Below are 24,264 nucleotides of genomic sequence, written 5' to 3' on the forward strand. Positions count from 1 at the left end.
TCGAGTTGGCACGAGGCTTGCTTCTTCTCTTGCGACACGCTGGCCGCCAATGGCTGGCAGGCACGACACCGAGAGGATAGCATGACGAAGTACAAGCTCGAGTACATCTGGCTGGATGGTTACACGCCGGCGGCCAATCTCCGCGGCAAGACCCAGGTCAAGGAATTCGCGGAGTTCCCGAAGCTCGAGCAGCTTCCGCTCTGGGGGTTCGACGGCAGCTCGACCAAGCAGGCCGAAGGCAAGAGCTCCGACTGCGTGCTCAAGCCGGTCGCCGTTTATCCCGATCCGGCCCGCAAGAACGGCGCGCTCGTCATGTGCGAGGTCATGATGCCGGATGGCGTCACGCCGCATCCGTCGAACACCCGCGCGACCGTCCTCGAAGACGATGGTGCTTGGTTCGGCTTCGAGCAGGAATATTTCTTCTATAAGAACGGCCGTCCGCTCGGTTTCCCCGAAACCGGCTTCCCGGCACCGCAGGGCCCGTACTACACCGGCGTCGGCTACCAGGCCGTCGGCGATATCGCCCGCCAGATCGTCGAAGAGCATCTCGACCTTTGCCTCGACGCCGGCATCAACCACGAGGGCATCAACGCCGAAGTGGCCAAGGGCCAGTGGGAATTCCAGATCTTCGGCAAGGGCTCGAAGAAGGCGGCCGACGAGATGTGGCTCGCTCGCTACCTGCTGCAGCGCCTGACCGAAAAATACGGCATCGACATCGAGTATCACTGCAAGCCGTTGGGCGATACCGACTGGAACGGCTCGGGCATGCACGCAAACTTCTCGACCGCCCACCTGCGCGAAGTCGGCGGCAAGGCCTATTTCGAGGCGCTGATGGATGCGTTCGGCGAAGCCCGCGAAGATCACATCGCTGTCTATGGCCCGGACAACCACCTGCGCCTGACCGGCAAGCACGAGACGGCGTCGATCGACGTGTTCACCTGGGGTGTTGCCGACCGCGGCGCTTCGGTGCGCGTGCCGCACAGCTTTGTCCGTGACGGCTATCGCGGCTATCTCGAAGACCGCCGTCCGAACTCGCAGGGCGACCCCTACCAGATCGCCTCGCAGATCCTCAAGACCATCAGCTCGGTGCCGACCAGCGTCGAGACCAAAGCTGCTGCTTAAACATTAGGCAGCGTCGAACAAGAAAAACCCCGGGTTTCAGCCCGGGGTTTTCTTTTCGTGATCAGGTCAGCCAAGCGGCTGAGTGTCGGTCTATGCAGCGTAGCGCTTCAGGGCCTCGATCTCGTCGGCGCCGGGCTTGTGGCCGCGCAGATAGAGCGCGCATGTGGTCCGCAGCATGGATGCGAAGTTCGGGATCGCTCCGTTGATCTCGATCGCCTCGTCATAGAGCTTCGAGATGAATTTCGGCGTCGTCAGCCCCTGAGAAGACGCGATTTCGTCGAGAAGGTCCCAGAAGGTGGCCTCAAGCTGGATGCTGGTCGAATGGCCGGCGATCCGGATCGACCGGTTGATCTGGTGATAGCCCTTCGGATCCTGTCCGGCAAATACCCTGCACATATCAATCCTCCCGATGGCTTGCTCCGGCGTGCGGCACCGGCGCTGGCTGTCGGACGCCATCATCGGCCCAACAGCACGTCATCGCAACCATGCTTTCGTCCCTGCGTAGCAAACTATGCTCCAGCACGCGTGGTAACGGGCTGCCACCACTTGGGGCTGCGCGGATTTCATAATCCTCCTGCTTCTAACTGCCAGGAGGACGAATGGCGAAGGCAATACATTCCATGGTGCGCGTGCTCGATGAGACGCGTTCGGTATCGTTCTATCGCACGGCCTTCGGCCTCGAAATTGCCGACCGGCTCGATTTCGAGACGTTCACCCTGATCTATCTCAGCAACCCGGAAACCGAATTCGAGGTCGAGCTGACCGTCAACAGGGGCCGGACCGAGCCCTACGTCTTGGGCGACGGTTACGGTCACTTGGCCGTGTCGGTGGACGACGTGGAAGCCACGCACCGGCGGTTCGTTGCGGCCGGTCTGACCCCCAAGGACATCGTCGACTTCGCGCCGGGCGGCAAGCCGCTCGCCCGCTTCTTCTTCATCGAAGACCCCGACGGCTACAAGATCGAGGTTTTGCAGCGGGGAGGCCGGTTCAAGTGAAGCATACGCGGCGAGGGAGAGCGCCGCGCCAGCCAAGCGCCGACGGCGCATAGCAAGCAAGGGAGGAAAATCATGGTGACGATCTATCAAGGCAAGTCCGGCCTGTCGCGGCGCGAACTGCTCAAGCGCGGTAGCGCTGCCGGCGCGCTGCTTATCATCAGCGGCTCAGCCGTGTTCAGCGCGGGCGAAGCATGGGGGCTCGAGAGCACGGCATTGAAGCCGGAAACGCTGGCAACGCTGATCCAGATGGCGCGCGACGTCTATCCCCACGATCAGGTGCCGGACAAGTTCTACGCCATCGCCATCAAGAGCCACGACGAGCAGGCCGGCAAGGATGCGGCGCACAAGGACCTCATCGAGAAGGGTATTGCCGACCTCGACCAGAAATCGGGCGCGGGCGGATATACTGGCCTTGGCTGGGAGGACGATCGAGTGGCCATCCTCCGGCAGATCGAGGACACGCCATTTTTCCAGGCGATCCGCGGCGGGCTTGTCGTCGGCCTCTACAACCAGAAGGAGGTGTGGCCGATCTTCGGTTACGAGGGCGAGTCCTACTCCAAGGGCGGATACATCGCGCGCGGCTTCGACGACATCGAGTGGCTCTGATCGGACCCCTGTCGCGAATCCAGCCTTTTCAGCATTCCCCGGGAGGAAAACATGCCTGCACCTTACGGTCTCAACGACGATAGCGTCGTCGTCATCATCGGCTCCGGAGCCGGTGGCGGCACGCTCGGCAACGAACTCGCCCAGAAGGGCATCGACGTCGTCATTCTCGAAGCCGGCCCGCGCATCGAATATGAGGACTTCATCAACGACGAGTGGGACTCCTTCGGCCAGCTTGCCTGGCTCGACAACCGCACGACCGGCGGCGGCTGGCGGGTCCACAAGGACTTTCCCAATCTGCCTGCCTGGATCGTCAAGGCGGTCGGCGGAACGACCACGCACTGGGCCGGCGCATCTCTGCGCATCCAGGAGCATGAGTTCAAGACGTTGACCAACTACGGCAAGGTCGAAGGGGCGAACCTGCTCGACTGGCCGATCACGCTCGCAGACCTCGAGCCGTATTACGCCAAGGCCGAGGACAAGATGGGTGTGACCCGCACCAACGACATTGAGGGCCTGCCCGGCAACAACAATTTCAAGGTGTTCAAGGCCGGTGCCGACAAGCTCGGCTACAAGGAATGCCACACCGGCAACATGGCGATCAATTCGGCGGATCGCGATGGCCGCATGGGCTGCCAGCAGACCGGCTTCTGCTTCCAGGGCTGCAAATGGGGTGCCAAATGGTCGACCCTCTACACTGAAATCCCCAAGGGCGAGGCGACCGGCAAGCTGGAGGTCAGGCCCAGCAGCCACGTGCTCAAGATCGAGCATGACGACAGCGGCAAGGTGACCAGCGTCGTCTACGCCGACAAGGACGGCAAGATGCAGAGCCAGAAGGCGCGGATCGTCTGCGTTGCTGGCAATTCTATCGAAAGCCCGCGGTTGCTGTTGAACTCCGCCTCGTCGAAGTTCCCGGATGGGCTGGCCAATTCGTCGGGGCAGGTGGGCAAGAACTACATGCGCCATACCACCGGGTCGGTCTACGCGATCTTCGACAAGCCGGTGCACTTCTGGCGCGGCACGACCATGGCCGGTATCGTCCGGGACGAAGCCAAGCACGATCCGTCACGCGGTTTCGTCGGCGGCTACGAGCTGGAGACGCTGGCGCTCGGGCTGCCGTTCATGGCTGCATTCCTCGATCCCGGCGGCTGGGGCCGTTCGTTCACCACCGCGCTGGACCACTACGACAAGATGGCAGGCATGTGGATCGTCGGCGAGGACATGCCTCAGGAGCAGAACGCGGTGAAGCTGCACGGCGAGCTGAAGGACAAGTACGGCATGCCGATACCTGATGTCTGGTTCACCGACCATCCCAACGACGTCGCCATGCGCAACCACGCCTACAAGCAGGGCATGGCGGTGTACGATGCCGTCGGGGCGACCCGCTCGTTCCCGACGCCGCCCTATCCGTCGACGCACAATCTCGGCACCAATCGCATGAGCGAAAAGGCATCCGACGGCGTGGTCAACAAGTGGGGCCAGACGCACGACATCAAGAACCTGTTCGTGTCCGACGGCAGCCAGTTTACCACCGGTGCGGCGGAGAACCCGACGCTCACCATCGTGTCGCTGGCCATCCGCCAGGCCGACTACATCGCCGAGCAGATGGGTGCCAAGAGCATCTGACGCATCGTTTGGCCGTGCATCATTCACAGCGGTCGGGCATTCGCCAGATTGCTGCACCGCCAAACAAAAAAGCCCCGGATCGCTCCGGGGCTTTTTTCTTTGTTTTTCGGGTCTTAGACCGAGTAGTACATGTCGTACTCGACCGGGTGCGGGGTCATTTCGAAGCGCATGACCTCGGCCATCTTCAGCTCGATGAAGCTGTCGATCTGGTCGTCGTCGAAGACGCCGCCGGCCTTGAGGAAGCCGCGGTCCTTGTCGAGGCTCTGGAGCGCTTCGCGCAGGCTGCCGCAGACGGTCGGGATCTTCTTGAGTTCCTTCGCCGGCAGGTCGTAGAGATCCTTGTCCATCGGCTGGCCGGGGTGGATCTTGTTCTTGATGCCGTCGAGGCCGGCCATCAGCAGCGCCGCGAAGCAGAGGTAGGGGTTCGCGCCCGGATCGGGGAAGCGGACCTCGACGCGCTTGGACTTCGGCGAGTTGCCGAACGGGATGCGGCAGGAAGCCGAGCGGTTGCGCGCGGAGTAGGCGAGCAGGACCGGGGCTTCATAGCCCGGGACCAGGCGCTTGTAGGAGTTGGTCAGCGGGTTGGTGAAGGCGTTGATCGCCTTGGCGTGCTTGATGACGCCGCCGATGAAATAGAGGCAGTTTTCCGACAGGCCGGCATATTCGTTGCCGGCGAAGGTCGGCTTGCCGCCCTTCCAGATCGACAGGTGGACGTGCATGCCCGAGCCGTTGTCGCCGAAGATCGGCTTCGGCATGAAGGTGGCCGTCTTGCCGTAGGCGTTGGCGACCTGGTGCACGACATACTTGTAGATCAGCATCTTGTCGGCGTTGCGGACCAGCGTGTCGAACTTGATGCCGAGTTCGTGCTGGGCGGCAGCCACCTCGTGGTGGTGCTTCTCGACGCGCACACCCATCTCGGACAGCACCGTCAGCATCTCGGAGCGCATGTCCTGGCAGCTGTCGATCGGCGGGACCGGGAAATAGCCGCCCTTGACGCGCGGACGGTGGCCGAGGTTGCCGGTCTCATAGTCGGTGTCATCGTTGGACGGCAGTTCGGTCGAATCGAGCTTGAATCCGGTGTTGTAGGGATCGGCCTTGTACTTGACGTCGTCGAAGACGAAGAATTCGGCTTCCGGGCCGACATAGACGGTGTCGCCGATGCCTTCGGCCTTTAGGTAAGCCTCGGCCTTCTTGGCAATGCCGCGCGGGTCGCGGTTGTAGGCCTCGCCCGAAACCGGGTCGAGAATGTCGCAGAGGATGACCATGGTCGACTGGGCGAAGAACGGGTCCATGTGGACCGTGTCCATGTCGGGCATCAGCACCATGTCGGATTCGTTGATGGCCTTCCAGCCGGCGATGGAGGAGCCGTCGAACATGACGCCGTCGGCGAACATGTCTTCCTCGACCTCGGCGATGTCCATGGTGACGTGGTGGAGCTTGCCCTTGGGGTCGGTGAAGCGCAGGTCAACGAACTTTACGTCGTTGTCCTTGATCTGCTTCATGATGTCTTTGGCTGTCGTCATGTGATGGTTCCCTGTCTGATGACGTTAGGACGAGAAGAAATTTCGAAGGGTCAGATGGCGTCGACGCCGGTCTCGCCGGTGCGGATGCGGACGACTTCCTCGATGTTGGAGACAAAGATCTTGCCGTCGCCGATGCGTCCGGTCTGGGCCGCCTTGCGGATCGCCTCGATGGCGGCCTCGACGGATTCGTCGCCGAGCACGACCTCGATCTTCACCTTGGGCAGGAAGTCGACGACATATTCGGCGCCGCGGTAGAGCTCGGTGTGACCCTTCTGGCGGCCGAAACCCTTGGCCTCGGTGACCGTGATGCCTTGCAGGCCGGCCTCCTGGAGAGCCTCCTTCACTTCGTCGAGCTTGAACGGCTTGATGATCGCTTCGATCTTTTTCATGCGAATACTGGCCTCCACTGCCGTAAGTCAGGGTGATGCACCCACTCGCGCCTATCTCAAGCACGAAGCGTGCCAAGTCTAGTGGCTGCGACAAGTTTGACCACTTTGCCTTGATGGCAACCGCAGAACGCTGGTTCCGGTACCGGTTTGGACCTGCCGCACGAAGATCGCCCAAAATTTCAGCGTCCTCCACCGCAAATCTATGCACAAAAAATCGGCAAGGTGCTCATAATTTGCACCTGATGTGGCCAGGTGCATCTTTGTTTCGGTCAAGGGTGGCGGCGTGCTAACTCTCAAGGACGGTGCTGGAACTTTGCGGATACCGCCATGGCGTTTGAACTGCTGACACCCGACGAAATGACCGAGGCCGACAGGCTGACAATCGGCGCGGGGCCGGTCGACGGCATCGGGCTGATGCGGCGGGCAGGCGGTGCTGTCGCCGATCTGGTCCTGTCGCGGTTTGCGTCGGCACATCCCGTCCATGTGCTGTGCGGACCGGGCAACAATGGCGGCGACGGTTATGTCGTGGCGCGCCTGCTGGTGGAAAGCGGCGTCGCTGTCAGGCTTTTTGCAACAGGCGTCCCGCGTGCCGGCAGCGATGCCGCGCTCGCGGCGGCGGAGTGCCCGGTCGCGGTGGAGCCGTTGTCGGCATTCGCGCCCGAACCGGGCTCCCTGGTGGTCGACGCGCTTTATGGCGCCGGGCTTTCCAAGCCTCTTGCCGGCGAAGTCCTGGCAGCGGTCGCGCGGACTGTCGAGGCCGGTGTGCCAGTCGTCGCAGTCGACCTGCCGTCGGGCGTGTCCGGCGCAACGGGCGAGGTGTTGGGCGGCGCCTTCAAGGCGGCGGTGACAGTGACTTTCGCCCGCAAGAAGCCAGGGCACCTGCTGTTTCCCGGCCGGGCGCATTGCGGCGAAGTCATCGTCGCCGACATCGGCATTTCCGATGCGACTGTCGTTGCCACAGGGATGCGATGCCTCGAAAACGATCCGGCATGGTGGCGCCCGCTCTTCCCCTCGCCGGCCAACGACGCCCACAAATACAGCCGCGGCCATGTCGGCGTCTTTTCGGGCGGTGTGGCGGCCACCGGGGCGGCGCGGCTGTCGGCGATGGCGGCGGCACGGGCAGGGGCGGGCGCGGTGACGGTGCTGTCGCCAGGACCGGCGCTGGCGGCCAATGCGGCGCACCTGACCTCGATCATCCTCAGGCGTTGCGATGGGCTCGAAGATGCGCTGGCCTTCCTCGATGCGCGCACGCCCGCCGCGCTGGTCTATGGCCCGGGGCTCGGTCCTGAAGCAGAGGTCGGACGTTTTGCGCTGGGGCTGATGTCCCATGCTTCCGGCCGCTTTGGCGCGCTGGTGCTCGATGCCGACGGCATCACTTCGCTTTCCCACCAGCGGGTCTCCTTCTTCGAGGCCGCGAGGCGGCCGAAGGCTCCGGTGCTGGTTCTCACGCCGCATCATGGCGAGTTCGGCCGGCTGTTTCCCGACATCGCCGGCGACCCGTCGTTGTCCAAGGTCGAGCGGGCGCGGGCCGCGGCCGCCAAGGCGAATGCCGTCATCGTCTACAAGGGGCCCGACACGGTGATCGCCGCGCCCGACGGACGGGCGGCGATCAACAGCAACGGCACGCCGCTTCTGGCGACGGCCGGTTCGGGTGACGTGCTGTCCGGCATCGTCGCAGCACTGGTGGCGCAAGCCATGCCGGCGTTCGAGGCGGCCTGCGCTGCCGTCTGGATGCATGCCGAGGCGGCGCGGCGGTTCGGGCCGGGGCTGATTGCCGAGGACCTGCCGCTGGCGCTGCGCGAGGTGGTGGCTGGGTTGAGTGTGTGAGCGGCGCCTTGCCTTCTCCCTTGCGGGAAAAGTGCCCCGCCCCTCGATAGGCTCGGGAGGGCGGATGAGGGGTGCAGGACGGATCGGGACGTTTCAGATTGCTTAGCAACCAGAGCCTTCTTCTGTAACCTCTCGTTTCTTCCAACACCACTCATCCGTCGCCTTCGGCACCTTCTCCTGCAAGGGGAGAAGGCAGGTCGCGCGCGTCGTCCCGGCTCTCGCTGCGCTCGGCCGGTATGACGACGTCGGCGCACGGGTGCCAAGCTTGTTCACCGCCACGCTCGCTTTCGCGCCTGGCCATTGTAAAAGAGCGCTCCCGTTGCCGGGAGGTAGTTCAGGAAGCGGGGCGCGAGGCCGTGCCTTCCGATAATTAGTATGTGGCGCGACGTTCGCGCCCCGCCCGGTGTTCTTGCCCCGCTCAGTCGCCTCGGCTTTCACCGCCAGCCGCCGCAAGGCCCGGACTTGGGGGCTCATCACCCAGCAAGAGATCCGACCTCCTGCCAGCCCGGCACCGGCGCTTCCCCCCGTTGCCCGGTGCGCACCGGAGTCCCGTGGAAGATCGCGAGGATGAGGATACGGGAGGTTTGGGAGGGCGTGGAAAAACAGGCGCGGCTATCCACGCGGGATGGTGACAGAGTTCCTGACAAGTGAGCTCGGTTGTGGCCCTACGAAGCAAATCTACCGCGTAGCGATCCTTCGCGCCCCCCTCTGGCCTGCCGGCCATCTCCCCCGCCTGGGGGGAGATCACGCCGTCATCAGCGCCGTAGCTGAATCGCCAACATCGCGAGGCTTATCCTTGCGATGTTGCAGGACGAGCGCCGCCGGCGACGCGACTAATCTCCCTCCTTGTGGGGGAGATGGCCGGCAGGCCAGAGGGGTGGAAGGATCGCGACTGAGGAGACCTTTGCGTGGCGATTGCCGTTCAGAAGAACGCGAAGCGTGCAAAACCTTTTCACGCCCTGAGGGCGCAAAGGATCCGTTCGCCCGCCATCAGCCGCCATTCAGCCGCTTCATCAGCGCCATGGCACCGAAGGGGGCGCGGACCTTGCCTTCGGTGATGAAGTAGACGAACACGTCGCGTGTCTTGGCTGGTGCGTCGGTGGAGGGGTCGGCACGCGGCAGATCGGCCGGCATGCCACCATCGGCCCAGACCTGGGCACGCGCGGCCCATTCATCCAGGGCCTTGGGCGTGTAGCAGTCATGGTTGTCGTCACTGCCGGTCTGCAGCCTCGCATAGACGAAATCGCCAGTGACGTCGGCAATCGCCGGATATTTGGCATGGTCGGCATAGACGATGGCGACATCATGCTTCCTGGCCAGGGCGGCGAACTCGGGGACGACGAAGGAATCGTGCCGCACCTCGACCGCGTGGCGCAGTTTCACGCCATCCTGCTTTTCCGGCAAAAGCTTGAGGAAGGCCTCGAAGTCGTCGGCATCGAACTTCTTGGTCGGCGCGAACTGCCACAGGATCGGCCCGAGCTTGTCGCCAAGCGCCGCCACACCCGAGCCGAGGAAGCGCATCATCGACTCGCCGGCCTCGCCAAGCACGCGGCGGTTGGTGACAAAACGGTTGCCCTTGAGCGCATAGACGAAACCGTCGGGGGCCTCGCTCGCCCATTTGAGGAATGTCGGCTCCTTGAAGCTGGAATAGTAGGTGCCGTTGACCTCGATGGTCGGCACCTGGGCGGTGGCGAACTGAAGCTGTTTCGCCTTGGACAGCTTGTCAGGGTAGAAGGTGCCTTCCCAGGGCTCGAACGTCCAGCCGCCCATGCCGGCACGGATTTTTCCACTCATCGACAGACCCCTTCAAATGCGATGCGTCAGTGCGGGTCATTTCTAGCCGAACGGGCAGGAGCGGCAAAGACGCGAACGAAACCCGCGGGAAGCATGCTGACATTGGGCGTTGCCGACCGTGAAGCCGGCTGCGCATGTGACCAGGCGTCGTATCCGCAGGCATGCGGAGAAATGAGGCAGCCTATTCGGCTGCCTCGCGCTTGCCGCCCGGCCGGCGCTCGAGCAGCTCCTTGAGGAACTGGCCGGTGTAGCTGCGCGGCACCGCGACGATGTCCTCGGGGCGGCCGGAAGCGACCAGTTCGCCGCCGCCGTCGCCGCCTTCGGGGCCGAGGTCGAGCACCCAGTCGGCGGTCTTGATGACCTCGAGATTGTGCTCGATGACGACGACGGTGTTGCCCTGGTCGACCAGTTCGTGCAGCACCTCGAGCAGCTTGGCGACGTCGTGGAAATGCAGGCCGGTGGTCGGCTCGTCGAGGATGTAGAGCGTCTTGCCGGTGGCCTTGCGCGACAGTTCCTTGGCGAGCTTGATGCGCTGGGCCTCGCCGCCGGACAGCGTGTTGGCCTGCTGGCCGATATGTATGTAGCCGAGGCCGACCTGGTTGAGCGTCATCAGCTTGTCGCGCACCACGGGCACGGCGGCGAAGAACTCGACGCCTTCCTCGACCGTCATGTCGAGCACGTCGGCGATCGACTTGCCCTTGAACAGCACGTCGAGGGTTTCGCGGTTGTAGCGCTTGCCGTGGCAGACGTCGCAGGTGACGTAGACGTCGGGCAAGAAGTGCATCTCGATCTTGATGACGCCGTCGCCCTGGCAAGCCTCGCAGCGGCCGCCCTTGACGTTGAAGGAGAAGCGCCCGGGCTGGTAGCCGCGTGCCTTGGCCTCGGGCAGGCCGGCGAACCAGTCGCGGATCGGGGTGAACGCACCGGTATAGGTGGCCGGGTTGGACCGCGGCGTGCGGCCGATCGGCGACTGGTCGATGTCGATGACCTTGTCGAGGAATTCGAGGCCCTCGATGCGGTCGTGCTCGGCCGGATGCTCGCGCGACCCCATGATGCGGCGCGAGGCCGCCTTGAACAAAGTCTCGATCAGGAAGGTCGACTTGCCGCCGCCCGACACGCCGGTGACCGCGGTGAAGGTGCCCAATGGGATTTCGGCGGTGACGTCCTTCAGATTGTTGCCGCGCGCGCCCACGACCTTGATGCGGCGGTTCTTTTTCAGCTCGCGACGCTGGGCCGGCGTGGCGATCTCGAGCTCGCCCGACAGGTATTTGCCGGTGATCGAGTTGGGGTTGGCCATGACCTGCTGCGGCGTACCCTCGGCGATGATGTTGCCGCCATGGATGCCGGCGGCCGGGCCGATGTCGACGACATAGTCGGCGGTCAGGATGGCGTCCTCGTCATGCTCGACGACGATGACGGTGTTGCCGATGTCCCTGAGGTGGCGCAGCGTGTCGAGCAGGCGGGCATTGTCGCGCTGGTGCAGACCGATCGACGGCTCGTCGAGCACGTAGAGTACGCCGGTCAGCCCTGAGCCGATCTGGGACGCCAGCCGGATACGCTGGCTTTCGCCGCCCGACAGCGTGCCGGAATTGCGCGACAGGGTCAGATATTCGAGGCCAACGTCGTTGAGGAAGCGCAGGCGCTCGCGGATCTCCTTGAGGATGCGGACGGCGATCTCGTTCTGCTTGTCATTGAGCGCGCCGGGCAGGGCCTCGAACCAGGCATTGGCCTTGCGGATCGACTGCTCGGTGACTTCGCCGATGTGCTTGCCGGCGATCTTGACGGCGAGCGATTCCGGCTTGAGGCGATAGCCGGCGCAGGTCGGGCAGGGCGTCGCCGACATGAAGCGCTCGATCTCCTCGCGCATCCAGGCGGATTCCGTCTCTTTCCAGCGGCGCTGGAGATTGGGGATGACGCCTTCGAAGGTCTTGGTCGTCTTGTAGGAGCGCAGGCCGTCGTCATAGTTGAAGGTGATTTCCTTCGTGCCGGTACCGTGCAGGATGGCTTCCTGCGCCTCGGGCGAAAGGTCGCGCCAGCGGTCGCCGATCTTGAAGCCGTAGACCTTGCCGAGGGCTTCCAGCGTCTGGGTGTAATAGGGCGAGGTCGACTTGGCCCAGGGCGCAACCGCACCCTCGCGCAGCGAGACATGGTCTTCCGGCACGATCAGCAGGGGATCGATGGCGCGCTGGTTGCCGAGGCCGTCGCAGGCCGGGCAGGCACCGAACGGGTTGTTGAAGGAGAACAGCCGGGGCTCGATCTCGGGAATGGTGAAACCCGACACCGGACAGGCGAATTTCTCGGAGAAAAGAATGCGCTCGTGGGTTTCGTTAGCAGACTTGTTGACCGAGTCCGCGCCTGTCTGGCTGGCGTCGAGCGGCTTGTCGGCGAATTCGGCGACGGCCAGGCCTTCGGCCAGCTTGAGCGCGGTTTCCATCGAGTCGGCCAGCCGCGTCGCAAGGTCCGGGCGAACGACGATGCGGTCGACGACGACGTCGATGTCGTGCTTGTACTTCTTGTCTAGCACCGGTGCTTCGCCGATCTCGTAGAAGGCGCCATCGATCTTGACGCGCTGGAAGCCCTTCTTCTGGAGCTCGGCGAGCTCCTTCTTGTACTCGCCCTTTCGGCCCCGGACGATGGGCGCAAGGATGAACAGGCGCGTGCCTTCGTCGACCGCAAGCACGCGGTCGACCATCTGCGAAACCGTCTGGCTCTCGATCGGCAGGCCGGTCGCCGGCGAATAGGGCACGCCGACACGCGCGAACAGCAGGCGCATGTAGTCGTAGATCTCCGTGACGGTGCCGACCGTCGATCGGGGATTGCGCGAGGTCGTCTTCTGTTCGATCGAGATCGCCGGCGACAGGCCGTCGATCTGGTCGACGTCGGGCTTCTGCATCATCTCGAGGAACTGGCGGGCATAGGCCGACAGGCTCTCGACATAACGGCGCTGGCCTTCGGCATAGATGGTGTCGAAGGCGAGCGACGACTTGCCCGAGCCGGACAGGCCGGTCATCACGATCAGCCGGTCGCGCGGCAGGTCGAGATCGACGTTCTTGAGATTGTGTTCGCGCGCACCGCGAATGGAAATGTACTTGTGATCGGCCATTGCCGCGCCGCCGCCTCAAATCTGGAATTGCTCGGAGTGGCGGGTTTGCCCGACCATTCCCTCATGTAGGTATTTTCGCCGCCCGGTCGAGAGGCAGCGCAATACACCCCGCACTGCGTTTAAGCGCCTTTGGCGGGCAGGGGCAAGAGAAAAGAACAAAGGCCGAACGGGCTCCTGACAACGTTATGGCAGGAGCCCGGCAGGGCGAGAGCCGGGCTTCGATCACATTTTTCGCCTCTAACAACGTTGTGGTTGACGTAGCGGAATCAGGGATGCAAACTCCTGACGTCGCCTGAAGCTGAGCCTCTCTTGAGGGCTCCTCACCATGCTACGGTCGGTCTGCGAGACGCCGCAGACACGCGAGTTGAGCAGCAGGCGTACAATTGGCGCAACTGACGTAGGAGCTAGGCATGACTCCACCGGACAGTCCCTTAAGGTTCCGCTAGCGAGACGGAACCGCAGCAGGCAGAGGTGCCGGCATTTCTGTTAGGAAAAGCCCTGCAAACCGTGACCTACTGATCCCCTACAATTTGAGACCATGGTCGGATCTGTGGCCGAGAGCCACTATGAATCCGAGAGAGCAAAGCCGGTAAACCACTCCCGGCAGTCAAGGGTATAACCCGACAAAAGGCCCCGTGCGCTCTTGGGAGCGGCGGGGCCATATTTTTTGGGCGTCCAGACGTCAGCTTCTGGTCGTTGGCACATTCAACTTGATGATGTCTGTCAGATTGGGCGGTTCGATAGCCTCGGGCCCATGACCTGGTGTTCGCCTGAACAGAGCCTCCAGGATGAGAGGCCTATCTGCCTTCACGGCGGCGTCTTGCTCGACCAGATGAAGATAGGTTTCGAGCATGGTGTTGCGTTGCATGGCATCGTCCATCAACAGCAGCGAGCGCATGTTGAAGCGAACCACGATACGGATGAGCCAGATGTAGAGCGCCACCGGAAGCGTCACGAGAACAAGGCGACTGACAGCCGAAATCAAGATGGCTGTTTCGGATACGTTTGGTGATAAATCGGCGAAGACGGCGTCGCCGACCGAACGGAAGAAGGTGAACACCACATCCGCCTTCCAGACGACAACGGCAGGGAAAATGACCAGCAGCAAAGCAAGCGCAATCCAAGATATTGCGTATGCTTTACGTGCCCTCCGAGCGCTATCGCCCCACAGTTGGCGGGCATTTTGGAGTTTCTGGTTTTCGTTGAAGGACGCCTTCAAGCCCTCGATCGCGGCGACCGGATCTTCGATCGTGGTTACCAGATCTGCCGCCTTGCCGTGCCAGTACTCCAGGTTGGTCTGGATAGAACCAAAATCCGAGAGGATCTTGCTTTTCAATTTTTCCGCAGCGTCCACGTCTATTCGAAACTTGGAATAGGTGTCGGTCAATTTGGCGCGTGTATAGGCATCGAGAACTATCTCGAAGTATCTAAAGGTGTGGTTTGGCTTCCTATTATCTGGCGTTGCTTCACTGAAATATGTGAATGCGCTTTCGCCAAGATCGGTTGGCTGCGGTGGTATGCCCGCGGACATAAACCCGCCCGTGCGCTCCGCCAGAGGGTCCATACCCAGGTCGGGCCGTTCAAGCAGTGTCTTGTTATCGACCATCGCTACCTCCCCGCTCCGAATTGCTGACGAAGCTAACGGATAGTCTAGGCGTCAGATAAGAGCGCATGAACGTGTGATGTGGCTCTTCCACTAGAAAATTCGGGACGTACTCGAAGCAATGCAGGAGCTGGTTGATGCAATCCTCACGTCAATTGACCCTTTGATACGTTGCTAGCCTCCTACCTGCTGAACTAGATTACGTCGTTCGCGCCATCGGGGAGGGCTATGACCGTTCGCCAGACGCAACTCATCGGCTTGCTCGGGGGCATGAGCTGGGAATCCAGCGCGCTCTATTATCGGCTCATCAACGAGGCGACGCATCGCCGGCTGGGCGGGCACCACAATGCGCGCTCGCTGATGTTCACGCTCGATTTCGACGAGCTGAACGATCTAGCCGCCAGGGGCGAGTGGGAGCGTGTCGCCGAAGTGATCACCAAGGCTGCGCGGCATCTCGAGGCCGGCGGCGCGGCTTTCGCCATGATGACCGCGGTGACGGCGCACTACGTCGCCGACAAGGTTGCCGAGGCGATCAAGATCCCACTGCTGCACATCGCCGATCCGACCGGCAAGTCGCTGCAGGCTGCCGGACACCAGCGGGTTGGGCTTTTGGGCACGCGCTACACGATGGAGCTGGGCTTCCTGGCCGAGCGGCTGCAACGGCAATTCGGCATCGAAGTGCTGGTTCCGCCGGAAGAGGAGCGAACAGCCTTGCATCGCATCATCATCGATGAGCTGACGCTCGGCATCGTGAAGCCGGAGTCCAGGGCGGTGCTGTTGCAACTGGCCAATGGGCTGGAGGCGCGCGGAGCCGACGCAATCGTGGTCGCCTGCACGGAGCTGCCGTTGCTGGTGGCCATGGAGGATTATCCGATGCCCGGTTATGACGTGGTCAGGCTCCACGCCGAGGCGGCGGTCGAGCTGGCGCTTGCCGGCGAGCCATCGCAAGACGAACGGAGCTGAAGCAGCAACATGGCGCCACCGCCCGTGCCGAGGACAATCATGGAGGCGCTGTCGCGCCATCCGGAGGCGGTGCGGGCGCGGCTGCTCGATATCCGCAGCCTGATCTTCGAGGTTGCGGCGGAAAGCGAAGGCGTCGGCCCGCTGACCGAAACGCTCAAATGGGGCGAGCCGGCCTATCTGACCGAGGCCAGCGGCAGCGGCTCGACCGTGAGGCTGGGCGCGCCAAGGTCTTTTCCCGACAAATGCGCGGTGTTCTTCAACTGCAATACGACGCTTCTGGAGACCTTCCGTTCGCATCTCGGCGGCGAGCTGGAATTCGAAGGCAACAGGGCCGTCATCGTGCCGGCCGAGGCGGCCGTTCCGGAAGCGGCTCTCGCATTCTGCCTGCGCGCGGCGCTGACATATCACCAGCGGAAAGCCGGCCAGCGACCATGACGTGGGCAGGCGGTTGAGCGAGGCGGCGCTGCCGTGGAAAGTACCCGTCCGTACCGAAGCCGCTCGCAATCGTCAGATGCCGAGCCTTTGGCGCAATTCCTGCTGATAGGCGCGGGAAACCGACCATGGCTTGGACAGTGTCCGCAATCGAACATCCCATCTGACGCCGCTGGGTGGCCGGTCGAGTTCGACGACGTGTTGCAGATTGACGATGGCGGTGCGGTGGATGCGCATGAATCCTGCCTTCGGCACCAGGCCAGCCCAGATCTTGAGCGGACGCTGGTCGAGCACCACCGATCCATCGCCAAGCCAGACCTCGGTGTAGTTCTGGGCGGAGCGCAGCCCCAGAATTTCGTCCAGGCCAACGCCGCGCGCACCGCTTTGGCGCAACAGAAAGATCAGAGGCGCGGGCGTGGCGGCAGCGTCGGCGAGGGGCTGTCCGACGGGAGCGGGGCAGCCATAGCGGGCCGTGGCGATGAGCGCGGCACACCTGGAGAGTTCGTTGGCCTCCTCGAGGCGCCAGCGACGCTTGTGCCTGGTCATGTCGAAACCGAGGCAGGCGCGCAGGCTGCCGTCATGCATGACCGGAACGCACAAGACGCTCTTGTCGTTTTGCCGGAGCATTTCGATCTGAAGCGAGCGGGCGACGCGCGGCAGGTTGTCCACATCATGGATCATCAGGGCCTCACCCTTGACCAGGGATTGATGCAACCAGGCGATCAGGGTGACCGGCGTATCCTGCAATTCCTTGAGGAAGGATTGGACGCCGCAGCGGCACCATTCATACTCATTGCGAAAACGCAGGTGGTGCAGGTCGTATTCCAGCATGAACACGCGGTCGACATCGGCTGCCTTGCCGATTTCCGCAAACAGCATCGAAATGGCCTCGTCGACCGGGTTGGCCAGAAGCCGTTTCGACGCCTGATAGGCCCAATCCAATGCAGGTTCCGATGAGCAGCAATCGATTGCTTCGAACGGTCTCCGTCCCGGCATGTCCAACCGCGTCCTAGGGCAAGACGCGCAGCAAGAGCCTCGGTCGGTCTAGCGTTGCTTTGGGCAACAGGGCGCAACGTCCGCATTCAAGCATCGGTAATGTGTCCATGGAAAATTCAAATATATAAAATAGCTTTCAATAGCACTTCGCCAAAGTTGTTGAAACATAAAACTCGACCGTTCATCCGACCGGCGTGGTGATTGGTCATCTCGTTGTTGTCGCCCTCCCAATTCGCTGTCACCGACGATTTTGTCGGGGTCGATTCCGACTTGGGGGGAATTTCGATGAATAGAATTCGCTTTTCGCCAGCTGCGAAATGACTGCTTTTCAGTCAACACCTGCATTTAGCAGTCGGAGGTTGGGTCGTTTTGGAGTCTGGAGCGACCCGGCATTCGCCGTCGGCCTGGTGGTCCTGTGGGTCGCCCTGGCATTTTTCTTCAACCGTTTGCCACAAATCGACAAGGCCGTGTCATCGCTGTTCTTTGCCGCGACCAATTGCGCGACGGGGGATGCCACCCGTATCTGCGGAGAATTTCCCGCGGCGTACATGAATGGCTACAAGTTGCTGCGGAGCGCTTTCATGGCTTTGCCAATCGTCGCTGCCCTGGTGGTTGCGGCCATTCTCTCGCGTGATCTTGTAGCCGGCCGGAGATGGCATCACGAGCGGGTTCGCGCATCTGCGGTGGCGCTTGCTGCGCTCGCGGTGGGGCCGGGCCTGCTGGTGAATGCCTTCCTGAAGGAATACATCGGGCGGGCACGGCCGCAGAGCACATCGTTGTTTGGCGGCGAGCAGCCTTTTGTGGCGGCAGCGGAATGGTCGGATGCCTGCCAGCACAACTGTTCTTTCGTTTCGGGGGAGGCGGCGGCCATTGCCTGGCTCGCCTGTCTCTTGCCCCTGTGCTCAAGGCAGGTGAGGCGCGTGCTGATCCTGCCAATGGGGCTCATCATCGTCACGGCCGGCATGCTGCGCGTCGCATTTGGGCGCCATTTCCTGTCCGACGTTGTTCTTGGCTCCCTTTCCACACTGGTTGTCTTCTGCCTTCTGGCCTGGGCCTGCGAATATCTGGTACGCGGCGGCCGGGTGTTGGCTCCGAGATAGCTCTAGCAACTCGCAAGCTTGCCGGCTGGCCAGGCGTGTGCGTCGGGCCGGCGATCGCGACATCGAAGGCGGCGAGTCCGCTTTCCCAAAGGCCTTGCCAACACCCGCCAAAAGCCTTAGAACAAAATAAGAACAAAAATGACTTGTGGACTGCACAAGGATTTCAGCCTGCAGGGGGCGCGGGCGGACGGTGCAATGGGCTAGGGTGCGCCCTCATATTTTCTTGGAATTCGGTTTCGGACGAGCGCGGAGCGGTGTCATGGCAGGTAGCGTCAACAAGGTCATTCTGGTCGGCAATCTGGGGGCGGACCCTGAAATCCGCCGGCTCAATTCGGGCGAGCCGGTCGTCAACCTGCGCATCGCGACCTCGGAAAGCTGGCGCGACAAGAACTCGGGCGAGCGCAAGGAAAAGACCGAGTGGCACCAGGTCGTCATCTTTAACGACAACCTCGCCAAGGTCGCCGAGCAGTACCTGAAGAAGGGCATGAAGGTTTACATCGAAGGCCAGCTCCAGACCCGCAAGTGGGAGAAGGACGGCATCGAGCGCTACACCACCGAAATCGTGCTGCAGAAATTCCGCGGCGAGCTGCAGATGCTCGACGCGCGCGGCCAGGGCGGTGACGCAGGTTATGGCGGCGGCCAGGTCGGCTATGGCGGCGGGCAGGGTGGCGGCTATGGCGGCGGCGGCGGTGGACGCGGATCCGATTTCGGCCAGTCGAGCCCGACCGACAGCTATGGCGGCGGACGTGGCGGTTCAGGCGGCGGCGGCGGTGGCCGTAGCGGCGGCCAGGGTGGCGGCGGAATGGGTGGCGGCGGCTCGCGCGACCTCGACGACGAAATCCCGTTCTGATCCAGCTAGGCGCGGGTGGGTGATGGATTTCAAAGGCCTAAGCCCGCACGCTGCCTCGGACCATGGCAATCCCGCAGAACAAGGCTGAACTGCTCGAGGCCATCAATGCCAGCTATGACAGGCTGGCGCGCGATTTGGCGACCATACCGGAACATCTGGCCGATGAAGCCAGCCTCGATGGGCATGCCAAGGGAACTCTGATGAGTGTCCGCGACCTGGTCTCCTACCTCGTCGGCTGGAACGAACTGGTGCTGAAATGGCATGCGGGCCGTACTGCCGGGGCGGCGGTCGACTTTCCGGAAACCGGTTTCAATTGGAGCGAACTCGGCCGCCTGGCGCAGAAGTTCTATGGCGACTATCGATCGCTTGCCTTTCCCGAACTGTTGCAGCGTCTTGGCGTAGCCAAGGCACGGATTGTCGCGCTGGTGGAAAGCCTGGGCGATGGCGAGCTCTATGGTGCGCCATGGTACGAGAAATACGCGCTGGGCCGGATGATCCAGTTCAACACGTCTTCGCCCTACGCCAATGCGCGAGGCCGCCTGCGCAGGTGGAAGAAGGCGAAGGGGCTGGATTGATTGACCTGACGTGAACGGACGACTCTGCGGCAATCCGACTTTCGTTACCAGCAGTTGTAGCATCAATCGCGCGCGCAAAGAACTTTCGCGATGGGGCGGGATCTTGCAGCCTCGCGAATCTTTCAGGTTCGCGTTAGTAAACGCAAATGGGATTCGGGGTCTTTATTCACAGGTCGGATTCGATCTACGACGACAGTCCAGCTGAGCGGTATCAGTTTCCGCCGCAATACCTGCGCAGGGTCCAAGCGTGCATCGGCGATTGGATCATCTACTATGAACCTCGCAAGGTTCCGGGTACGCGAGGATACTTCGCGGTCGCCAAGGTGCAGCAGGTTATTCCAGACCCCGGTGCGCAGGGCATGTTTCTCGCTCTGATCGAGCCGGGCACTTACCTCGATTTCGCGATACCCGTTCCGTTCAGCGGCACCACGGGATTGGTCGAAAGGGGTGTTCTCAACAATGACGGGCGCATCTCCGGCCGCGCCCAGGCGGCAGTGCGACCGCTTTCACCCAGCGATTTCAGCCGGATCGTCGCGCTCGGGTTGGATCAAGCGGAGCCTCTACTTCCGAGGGTCGATCCGGCATTTCCTGGTACAGGCTTGTCCGAAGAGCAAACGCCGTTCGTTTTCGAGGAGAGCCGAGAGCGGGTCCAGCACCTGACGTCAAGGATCGTGCGCGACCGCGTCTTCCGAAAGATCGTCCTGCGCGCCTATGACGAGCGCTGCGCGGTGACTGGACTGAAGCTCATCAACGGCGGCGGACGTGCGGAGGTGGAAGCCGCTCACATCCGGCCAGTGGAGGCAAGCGGACCTGACGTTGTGAGCAATGGCATCGCCCTTTCAGGTACGGCTCACTGGATGTTCGACAGGGGCCTAATCGGCTTGTCGGATGATCTCGATATCCTGATTTCTCGGCATGCAAATGATCCCGATGGCATAAGGGGAATTGTCAATCGCACCGGGCGTGCGATCGTTCCACTGCGCTGCTCCGAGCAGCCGCACCGACATTTCCTGCATTGGCATCGCAATCACTGCTTCAAGCAGTAGGCTGGTCTCGTCACCGCGCGGGAGCGCAATTCACATCGCGATCAATGCCTTGATGCCGTCGGCGACGAACTGGACGGCGAGTGCGGCGAGGATTACGCCGAGCAGGCGGGTGAGGATCGAGCGGCCGGTCTGGCCGAGAAACTGGTCAATGCGTTCGGCGAGAATGAACACCAGATAGGTCAGCGCCAGGCAGGCCAGGATGATCAGCACCAGGGCCAACTGGCCGGTCCAGCTCTGGAACGAGCCCGACAACAGCACCGTGGCCGAGATGGCGCCGGGGCCGGCGATCAGTGGGATGGCGAGCGGGAAGGCGGCGATGTTGTGGATGTGGTCGCGGGTGATGGCGACATCCGAGATCTTCTCCTTGCGGTCCTGCCGTTTCTCGAAAACCATCTCGAAGGCGATGAAGAACAGCAGGAAGCCGCCGGCGACGCGGAAGGCCGGCAGCGTGATGCCGAAGACCGTCAGGATGGCAGCGCCCGCAATGGCAAAGACGGCCAGCACGATGAAGGCGATGATGCTGGCACGCATCGAAACCTGGAGGCGCTGCTCGCGGTTCATGCCGCGGGTGACTGCCAGGAACAGGGGTGCCAGGCCGGGCGGGTCGATGGTCACGAGAATGGTGACGAAGGCATTGAAAACATTGTCGAAAAACGGCATCCGATGTCTCCCCCGGCGGACTCAGGCTAACCCGAGGCGGCCGGCAATGCCAGAGCCCTTGCGCATGATTGCAGCGCTGTGCGCCGGCAAAGCCCAACAGAGCTGCCGGACAGACTGTCGCGGATCAGGTCGCAGTGCCTATCCTTTTGATTTCTAGTGTAAAATCAGCGTTGGAAAAGCGCGGCCAAAATTGGTCAATTGCAGGCCGTTCCTATATAAGGAGCAAATGATTCCCAACATGCGTGATCAGAGTTGACCGACCAGAAATCACCGCGCGGACCTGACGGTCCCTCCGGCATCGAGCCGATTTCCATCATCGAGGAGATGCAGCGCTCCTATCTCGACTACGCGATGAGCGTGATCGTGAGCCGCGCGCTGCCCGACGTGCGCGACGGCATGAAGCCGGTGCATCGCCGCATTCTCTACGCCTCGCATGAGAGCGGCTATCACTGGAACCGCAAATATGTGAAGTCGGCGCGCCCCGTCGCCGACGTGATGGGTAAATATCACCCGCACGGCGACGCCTCGATCTATGACGCCCTGGTGCGCATGGCGCAGGACTGGTCGATGAGCGTTCCGCTTATCGACGGTCAGGGCAATTTCGGCTCGATCGACGGCGATCCGCCCGCAGCGATGCGCTACACCGAAGCGCGCCTGACCAAGGTCGCGCACGAACTGCTCGAGGACATCGACAAGGATACCGTCGATTTCCAGGACACCTACGACGCGTCGGGCCGAGAGCCGCGCGTGCTGCCGGCACGCTTTCCGGCACTTCTGGTCAATGGCGCCGGCGGCATCGCCGTCGGCATGGCGACGAATATCCCGCCGCACAATCTGGTCGAAATCTGCAACGGCACCATTGCCGTCATGGAAAACCCTGGCATCGACCTGCCTGACCTGATGGAGGTCATCCCGGGTCCCGATTTCCCGACCGGCGGCCTGATCCTCGGCCGCTCGGGCATCTACAATGCCTATTCGACCGGGCGCGGCTCGGTCATCATGCGCGGCAAGGTCAATATCGAGCAGCGGGCGGGCGATCGCGAGTCGATCATCATCACCGAAGTTCCCTTCCAGGTGAACAAGGCGACGATGATCGAGAAGATGGCCGAACTGGTGCGCGACAAGCGCATCGAGGGCATCTCCGATATCCGCGACGAGTCCGACCGCCAGGGCTACCGCGTCGTCATCGAGCTCAAGCGCGATGCCAATGCCGAGGTGATCCTCAACCAGCTCTATCGCTTCACCCCGTTGCAGACGTCGTTCGGCGCCAACATGGTGGCGCTCAACGGCGGCAAGCCGGAAGTGCTGACGCTGCTCGATATGCTGAAGGCGTTCGTCGCCTTCCGCGAAGATGTGATCAGCCGGCGCACCAAGTTCCTGCTCAGGAAGGTGCGCGACCGTGCGCACGTCTTGGTCGGCCTGGCGATCGCCGTTGCCAATATCGACGAAGTCATCAAGCTCATCCGTACCGCGCCCGATCCGCAGACCGCGCGCGAGCAGTTGATGACGCGCCGCTGGCCGGCAGCCGACGTCGAGTCGCTGATCCAGCTGATCGACGATCCGCGCCACCGCATCAACGACGACGGCACCTACAACCTGTCGGAAGAACAGGCGCGCGCCATCCTCGAACTGCGCCTGCAGCGCCTGACGGCACTTGGCCGCGACGAAATCGCCGACGAACTCAACAAGATCGGCGCCGAGATCACCGATTACCTCGACATCTTGTCTTCGCGGGCGCGTATCCAGCAGATCGTCAAGGACGAGCTGCTGGCGGTGCGCGACGAATTCGGGGTGCCGCGCCGGACCGAGATCACCGACGCCGGCGCCGACATGGAAGACGAGGACCTGATCCCGCGCGAGGACATGGTCGTTACCGTCAGCCATTCCGGCTACATCAAGCGCGTGCCGCTTTCGCTCTACCGGGCGCAGCGCCGTGGCGGCAAGGGCCGCTCGGGCATGTCGACCAAGAACGAGGATTTCGTCACCCGCCTGTTCGTGGCCAACACGCATACGCCGGTGCTGTTCTTCTCGTCGCGTGGCATCGTCTACAAGGAAAAGGTCTGGCGCCTGCCTATCGGCAATCCGCAGTCGCGCGGCAAGGCACTGATCAACATGCTGCCGCTCGAACAGGGCGAACGCATCACCACCATCATGCCGCTGCCCGAGGACGAGACGAGCTGGGGCGAACTCGACGTGATGTTCGCGACGACACGCGGCACCGTGCGCCGCAACAAGCTCAGCGATTTCGTCCAGGTCAACCGCAACGGCAAGATCGCCATGAAGCTGGAGGAAGAAGGCGACGAGATCCTCGGCGTCGAGACCTGCACCGACAATGACGACGTGCTTCTGACCGCCGATTCCGGCCAGTGCATCCGCTTCCGCGTCGACGACGTGCGCGTGTTCCAGAGCCGCAATTCGGTCGGCGTGCGCGGCATCAGCATGGCCGATGGCGACCGCGTCATCTCGATGGCGATCATCGAGCATGTCGAGGCGAGCCCGGCCGAGCGCGCCGCGTATCTCAAGCGTTCTGTCGCCGAGCGGAGGCTGGCAGCTGGTATTGCAGCGGGCGAAGACGAGGACATCGCGCTGACCAACGAGGAGATCGGTGAGGAAGCCGACATCTCCGAAGACCGCTACCAGTTCCTGGGCCAGCACGAGCAGTTCGTGCTGACAGTGACCGACTACGGCTACGGCAAGCGCTCGTCGTCCTACGACTTCCGCCTGACCAATCGCGGCGGCAAGGGCATACGCGCCACCGACGTGTCGAAGACGGCCGAGATCGGCAAGCTGGTGGCGACGTTCCCGGTCGGCAACGACGACCAGATCATGCTGGTCTCCGATGGCGGGCAGGTGATCCGCGTGCCGGTCGATGGCATCCGCTTCGCCAGCCGCGCCACCAAGGGCGTGACCATCTTCAATACAGCCGAAGGCGAGAAGGTGGTTTCGGTGGAGCGCATTTCCGAGCCGTCGGGCGACGAAGATGGCGACGAGGCGCCAAACGGCGATGCCGCTGTGAGCGAGGAAGGCTGACCTACCCTCAGATGCGCTGAAGGGCGC

Annotated in this window: 20 protein-coding genes; 12 read left to right on the forward strand and 8 right to left on the reverse strand. The window is 62.6% G+C overall.

Features of this window, described 5'->3' with window-relative positions:
* Positions 1-81 precede the first annotated feature (81 nt).
* Complete coding sequence (locus O1Y97_RS15600; RefSeq protein ID WP_318761603.1) at positions 82-1,122, forward strand: glutamine synthetase beta-grasp domain-containing protein; 1,041 nt, start codon at positions 82-84, stop codon at positions 1,120-1,122.
* Between the two features lie 90 nt (positions 1,123-1,212).
* Here O1Y97_RS15600 and O1Y97_RS15605 read toward each other — a convergent pair whose 3' ends face one another.
* On the reverse strand, positions 1,213-1,518 hold the full coding sequence (locus O1Y97_RS15605; protein WP_108608048.1) for a ribbon-helix-helix domain-containing protein: 306 nt from the start codon (positions 1,516-1,518) through the stop codon (positions 1,213-1,215).
* A gap of 203 nt (positions 1,519-1,721) precedes the next feature.
* Between O1Y97_RS15605 and O1Y97_RS15610 the strand changes: the two genes are divergently transcribed.
* From O1Y97_RS15610 to O1Y97_RS15620, 3 genes are all read left to right on the forward strand, one after another.
* Positions 1,722-2,117 (forward strand): VOC family protein, encoded by a 396-nt coding sequence (locus O1Y97_RS15610; RefSeq protein WP_318761604.1) that lies wholly within the window; start codon positions 1,722-1,724, stop codon positions 2,115-2,117.
* A gap of 72 nt (positions 2,118-2,189) precedes the next feature.
* Positions 2,190-2,723, forward strand: coding sequence for a gluconate 2-dehydrogenase subunit 3 family protein (locus tag O1Y97_RS15615; RefSeq protein ID WP_318761605.1), 534 nt, complete (start codon positions 2,190-2,192; stop codon positions 2,721-2,723).
* Positions 2,724-2,774: 51 nt separating this feature from the next.
* Complete coding sequence (locus O1Y97_RS15620; protein WP_318761606.1) at positions 2,775-4,346, forward strand: GMC family oxidoreductase; 1,572 nt, start codon at positions 2,775-2,777, stop codon at positions 4,344-4,346.
* A 113-nt stretch (positions 4,347-4,459) separates the two neighbouring features.
* On the opposite strand, the gene glnA is transcribed toward O1Y97_RS15620, so the two are convergent.
* Complete coding sequence (gene glnA / locus O1Y97_RS15625; RefSeq protein WP_108608052.1) at positions 4,460-5,869, reverse strand: type I glutamate--ammonia ligase; 1,410 nt, start codon at positions 5,867-5,869, stop codon at positions 4,460-4,462.
* Between the two features lie 50 nt (positions 5,870-5,919).
* The gene (locus O1Y97_RS15630) at positions 5,920-6,258 is read right to left on the reverse strand and encodes a P-II family nitrogen regulator (protein WP_055976860.1); all 339 of its coding nucleotides are present in this window, start codon (positions 6,256-6,258) and stop codon (positions 5,920-5,922) included.
* Positions 6,259-6,585: 327 nt separating this feature from the next.
* On the opposite strand from O1Y97_RS15630, the gene O1Y97_RS15635 reads away from it, so the two are divergent.
* Positions 6,586-8,085, forward strand: coding sequence for an NAD(P)H-hydrate dehydratase (locus O1Y97_RS15635; RefSeq protein WP_318761607.1), 1,500 nt, complete (start codon positions 6,586-6,588; stop codon positions 8,083-8,085).
* A gap of 990 nt (positions 8,086-9,075) precedes the next feature.
* On the opposite strand, the gene O1Y97_RS15640 is transcribed toward O1Y97_RS15635, so the two are convergent.
* The 3 genes from O1Y97_RS15640 to O1Y97_RS15650 form a co-directional block, all read right to left on the reverse strand.
* A complete protein-coding gene (locus O1Y97_RS15640; RefSeq protein WP_318764222.1) occupies positions 9,076-9,885 on the reverse strand; it encodes a DUF72 domain-containing protein in 810 nt (269 codons plus the stop codon).
* Positions 9,886-10,060: 175 nt separating this feature from the next.
* Positions 10,061-12,982: an excinuclease ABC subunit UvrA gene (gene uvrA / locus O1Y97_RS15645; protein WP_108608056.1), complete on the reverse strand. Its 2,922-nt coding sequence runs from the start codon at positions 12,980-12,982 to the stop codon at positions 10,061-10,063.
* A 682-nt stretch (positions 12,983-13,664) separates the two neighbouring features.
* Positions 13,665-14,588, reverse strand: a complete 924-nt coding sequence (locus O1Y97_RS15650; protein ID WP_318761608.1) for a DUF6161 domain-containing protein — start codon at positions 14,586-14,588, stop codon at positions 13,665-13,667.
* 225 nt (positions 14,589-14,813) lie between these two features.
* Between O1Y97_RS15650 and O1Y97_RS15655 the strand changes: the two genes are divergently transcribed.
* Both O1Y97_RS15655 and O1Y97_RS15660 read left to right on the forward strand, forming a co-directional pair.
* Entirely contained in the window at positions 14,814-15,548 is a 735-nt protein-coding gene (locus tag O1Y97_RS15655) for an aspartate/glutamate racemase family protein (protein ID WP_318761609.1), read from the forward strand.
* Positions 15,549-15,557: 9 nt separating this feature from the next.
* Entirely contained in the window at positions 15,558-15,983 is a 426-nt protein-coding gene (locus O1Y97_RS15660; protein WP_318761610.1) for a DUF1801 domain-containing protein, read from the forward strand.
* A 72-nt stretch (positions 15,984-16,055) separates the two neighbouring features.
* On the opposite strand, the gene O1Y97_RS15665 is transcribed toward O1Y97_RS15660, so the two are convergent.
* Positions 16,056-16,922 carry a LytTR family transcriptional regulator DNA-binding domain-containing protein gene (locus tag O1Y97_RS15665; protein WP_318761611.1) on the reverse strand — a complete coding sequence of 289 codons (867 nt, stop codon included), beginning with the start codon at positions 16,920-16,922 and terminating at the stop codon, positions 16,056-16,058.
* A 413-nt stretch (positions 16,923-17,335) separates the two neighbouring features.
* Here O1Y97_RS15665 and O1Y97_RS15670 point away from each other — a divergent pair, with 413 nt between their 5' ends.
* The 4 genes from O1Y97_RS15670 (at position 17,336) to O1Y97_RS15685 (ending at position 20,547) form a co-directional block, all read left to right on the forward strand.
* On the forward strand, positions 17,336-18,076 hold the full coding sequence (locus tag O1Y97_RS15670; RefSeq protein ID WP_318761612.1) for a phosphatase PAP2 family protein: 741 nt from the start codon (positions 17,336-17,338) through the stop codon (positions 18,074-18,076).
* 259 nt (positions 18,077-18,335) lie between these two features.
* Positions 18,336-18,926 (forward strand): single-stranded DNA-binding protein, encoded by a 591-nt coding sequence (gene ssb / locus O1Y97_RS15675; protein WP_108608060.1) that lies wholly within the window; start codon positions 18,336-18,338, stop codon positions 18,924-18,926.
* A gap of 62 nt (positions 18,927-18,988) precedes the next feature.
* Positions 18,989-19,501, forward strand: coding sequence for a ClbS/DfsB family four-helix bundle protein (locus O1Y97_RS15680; RefSeq protein WP_318761613.1), 513 nt, complete (start codon positions 18,989-18,991; stop codon positions 19,499-19,501).
* A gap of 146 nt (positions 19,502-19,647) precedes the next feature.
* On the forward strand, positions 19,648-20,547 hold the full coding sequence (locus O1Y97_RS15685) for an HNH endonuclease (RefSeq protein WP_318761614.1): 900 nt from the start codon (positions 19,648-19,650) through the stop codon (positions 20,545-20,547).
* A 30-nt stretch (positions 20,548-20,577) separates the two neighbouring features.
* Here O1Y97_RS15685 and O1Y97_RS15690 read toward each other — a convergent pair whose 3' ends face one another.
* Complete coding sequence (locus O1Y97_RS15690) at positions 20,578-21,207, reverse strand: MarC family protein (RefSeq protein WP_318761615.1); 630 nt, start codon at positions 21,205-21,207, stop codon at positions 20,578-20,580.
* 252 nt (positions 21,208-21,459) lie between these two features.
* Here O1Y97_RS15690 and gyrA point away from each other — a divergent pair, with 252 nt between their 5' ends.
* Positions 21,460-24,237: a DNA gyrase subunit A gene (gyrA, locus tag O1Y97_RS15695; RefSeq protein WP_318761616.1), complete on the forward strand. Its 2,778-nt coding sequence runs from the start codon at positions 21,460-21,462 to the stop codon at positions 24,235-24,237.
* Positions 24,238-24,264 lie beyond the last annotated feature (27 nt).

Source organism: Aminobacter niigataensis, from assembly GCF_946995915.1.
GTDB classification, from domain to species: domain Bacteria; phylum Pseudomonadota; class Alphaproteobacteria; order Rhizobiales; family Rhizobiaceae; genus Aminobacter; species Aminobacter niigataensis.

Bases quoted from the DNA above. Each gene is read 5' to 3' on its own strand.
- O1Y97_RS15650 (WP_318761608.1), bottom strand. From the start codon at position 14,588: ATGGTCGATAACAAGACACTGCTTGAACGGCCCGACCTGGGTATGGAC.
- O1Y97_RS15605 (WP_108608048.1), bottom strand. From the start codon at position 1,518: ATGTGCAGGGTATTTGCCGGACAGGATCCGAAGGGCTATCACCAGATC.
- O1Y97_RS15680 (WP_318761613.1), top strand. From the start codon at position 18,989: ATGGCAATCCCGCAGAACAAGGCTGAACTGCTCGAGGCCATCAATGCC.
- O1Y97_RS15615 (WP_318761605.1), top strand. From the start codon at position 2,190: ATGGTGACGATCTATCAAGGCAAGTCCGGCCTGTCGCGGCGCGAACTG.
- O1Y97_RS15630 (WP_055976860.1), bottom strand. From the start codon at position 6,258: ATGAAAAAGATCGAAGCGATCATCAAGCCGTTCAAGCTCGACGAAGTG.
- uvrA (WP_108608056.1), bottom strand. From the start codon at position 12,982: ATGGCCGATCACAAGTACATTTCCATTCGCGGTGCGCGCGAACACAAT.
- O1Y97_RS15655 (WP_318761609.1), top strand. From the start codon at position 14,814: ATGACCGTTCGCCAGACGCAACTCATCGGCTTGCTCGGGGGCATGAGC.
- ssb (WP_108608060.1), top strand. From the start codon at position 18,336: ATGGCAGGTAGCGTCAACAAGGTCATTCTGGTCGGCAATCTGGGGGCG.
- O1Y97_RS15685 (WP_318761614.1), top strand. From the start codon at position 19,648: ATGGGATTCGGGGTCTTTATTCACAGGTCGGATTCGATCTACGACGAC.
- O1Y97_RS15610 (WP_318761604.1), top strand. From the start codon at position 1,722: ATGGCGAAGGCAATACATTCCATGGTGCGCGTGCTCGATGAGACGCGT.
- O1Y97_RS15600 (WP_318761603.1), top strand. From the start codon at position 82: ATGACGAAGTACAAGCTCGAGTACATCTGGCTGGATGGTTACACGCCG.
- O1Y97_RS15635 (WP_318761607.1), top strand. From the start codon at position 6,586: ATGGCGTTTGAACTGCTGACACCCGACGAAATGACCGAGGCCGACAGG.
- O1Y97_RS15690 (WP_318761615.1), bottom strand. From the start codon at position 21,207: ATGCCGTTTTTCGACAATGTTTTCAATGCCTTCGTCACCATTCTCGTG.
- O1Y97_RS15660 (WP_318761610.1), top strand. From the start codon at position 15,558: ATGGCGCCACCGCCCGTGCCGAGGACAATCATGGAGGCGCTGTCGCGC.
- glnA (WP_108608052.1), bottom strand. From the start codon at position 5,869: ATGACGACAGCCAAAGACATCATGAAGCAGATCAAGGACAACGACGTA.
- O1Y97_RS15620 (WP_318761606.1), top strand. From the start codon at position 2,775: ATGCCTGCACCTTACGGTCTCAACGACGATAGCGTCGTCGTCATCATC.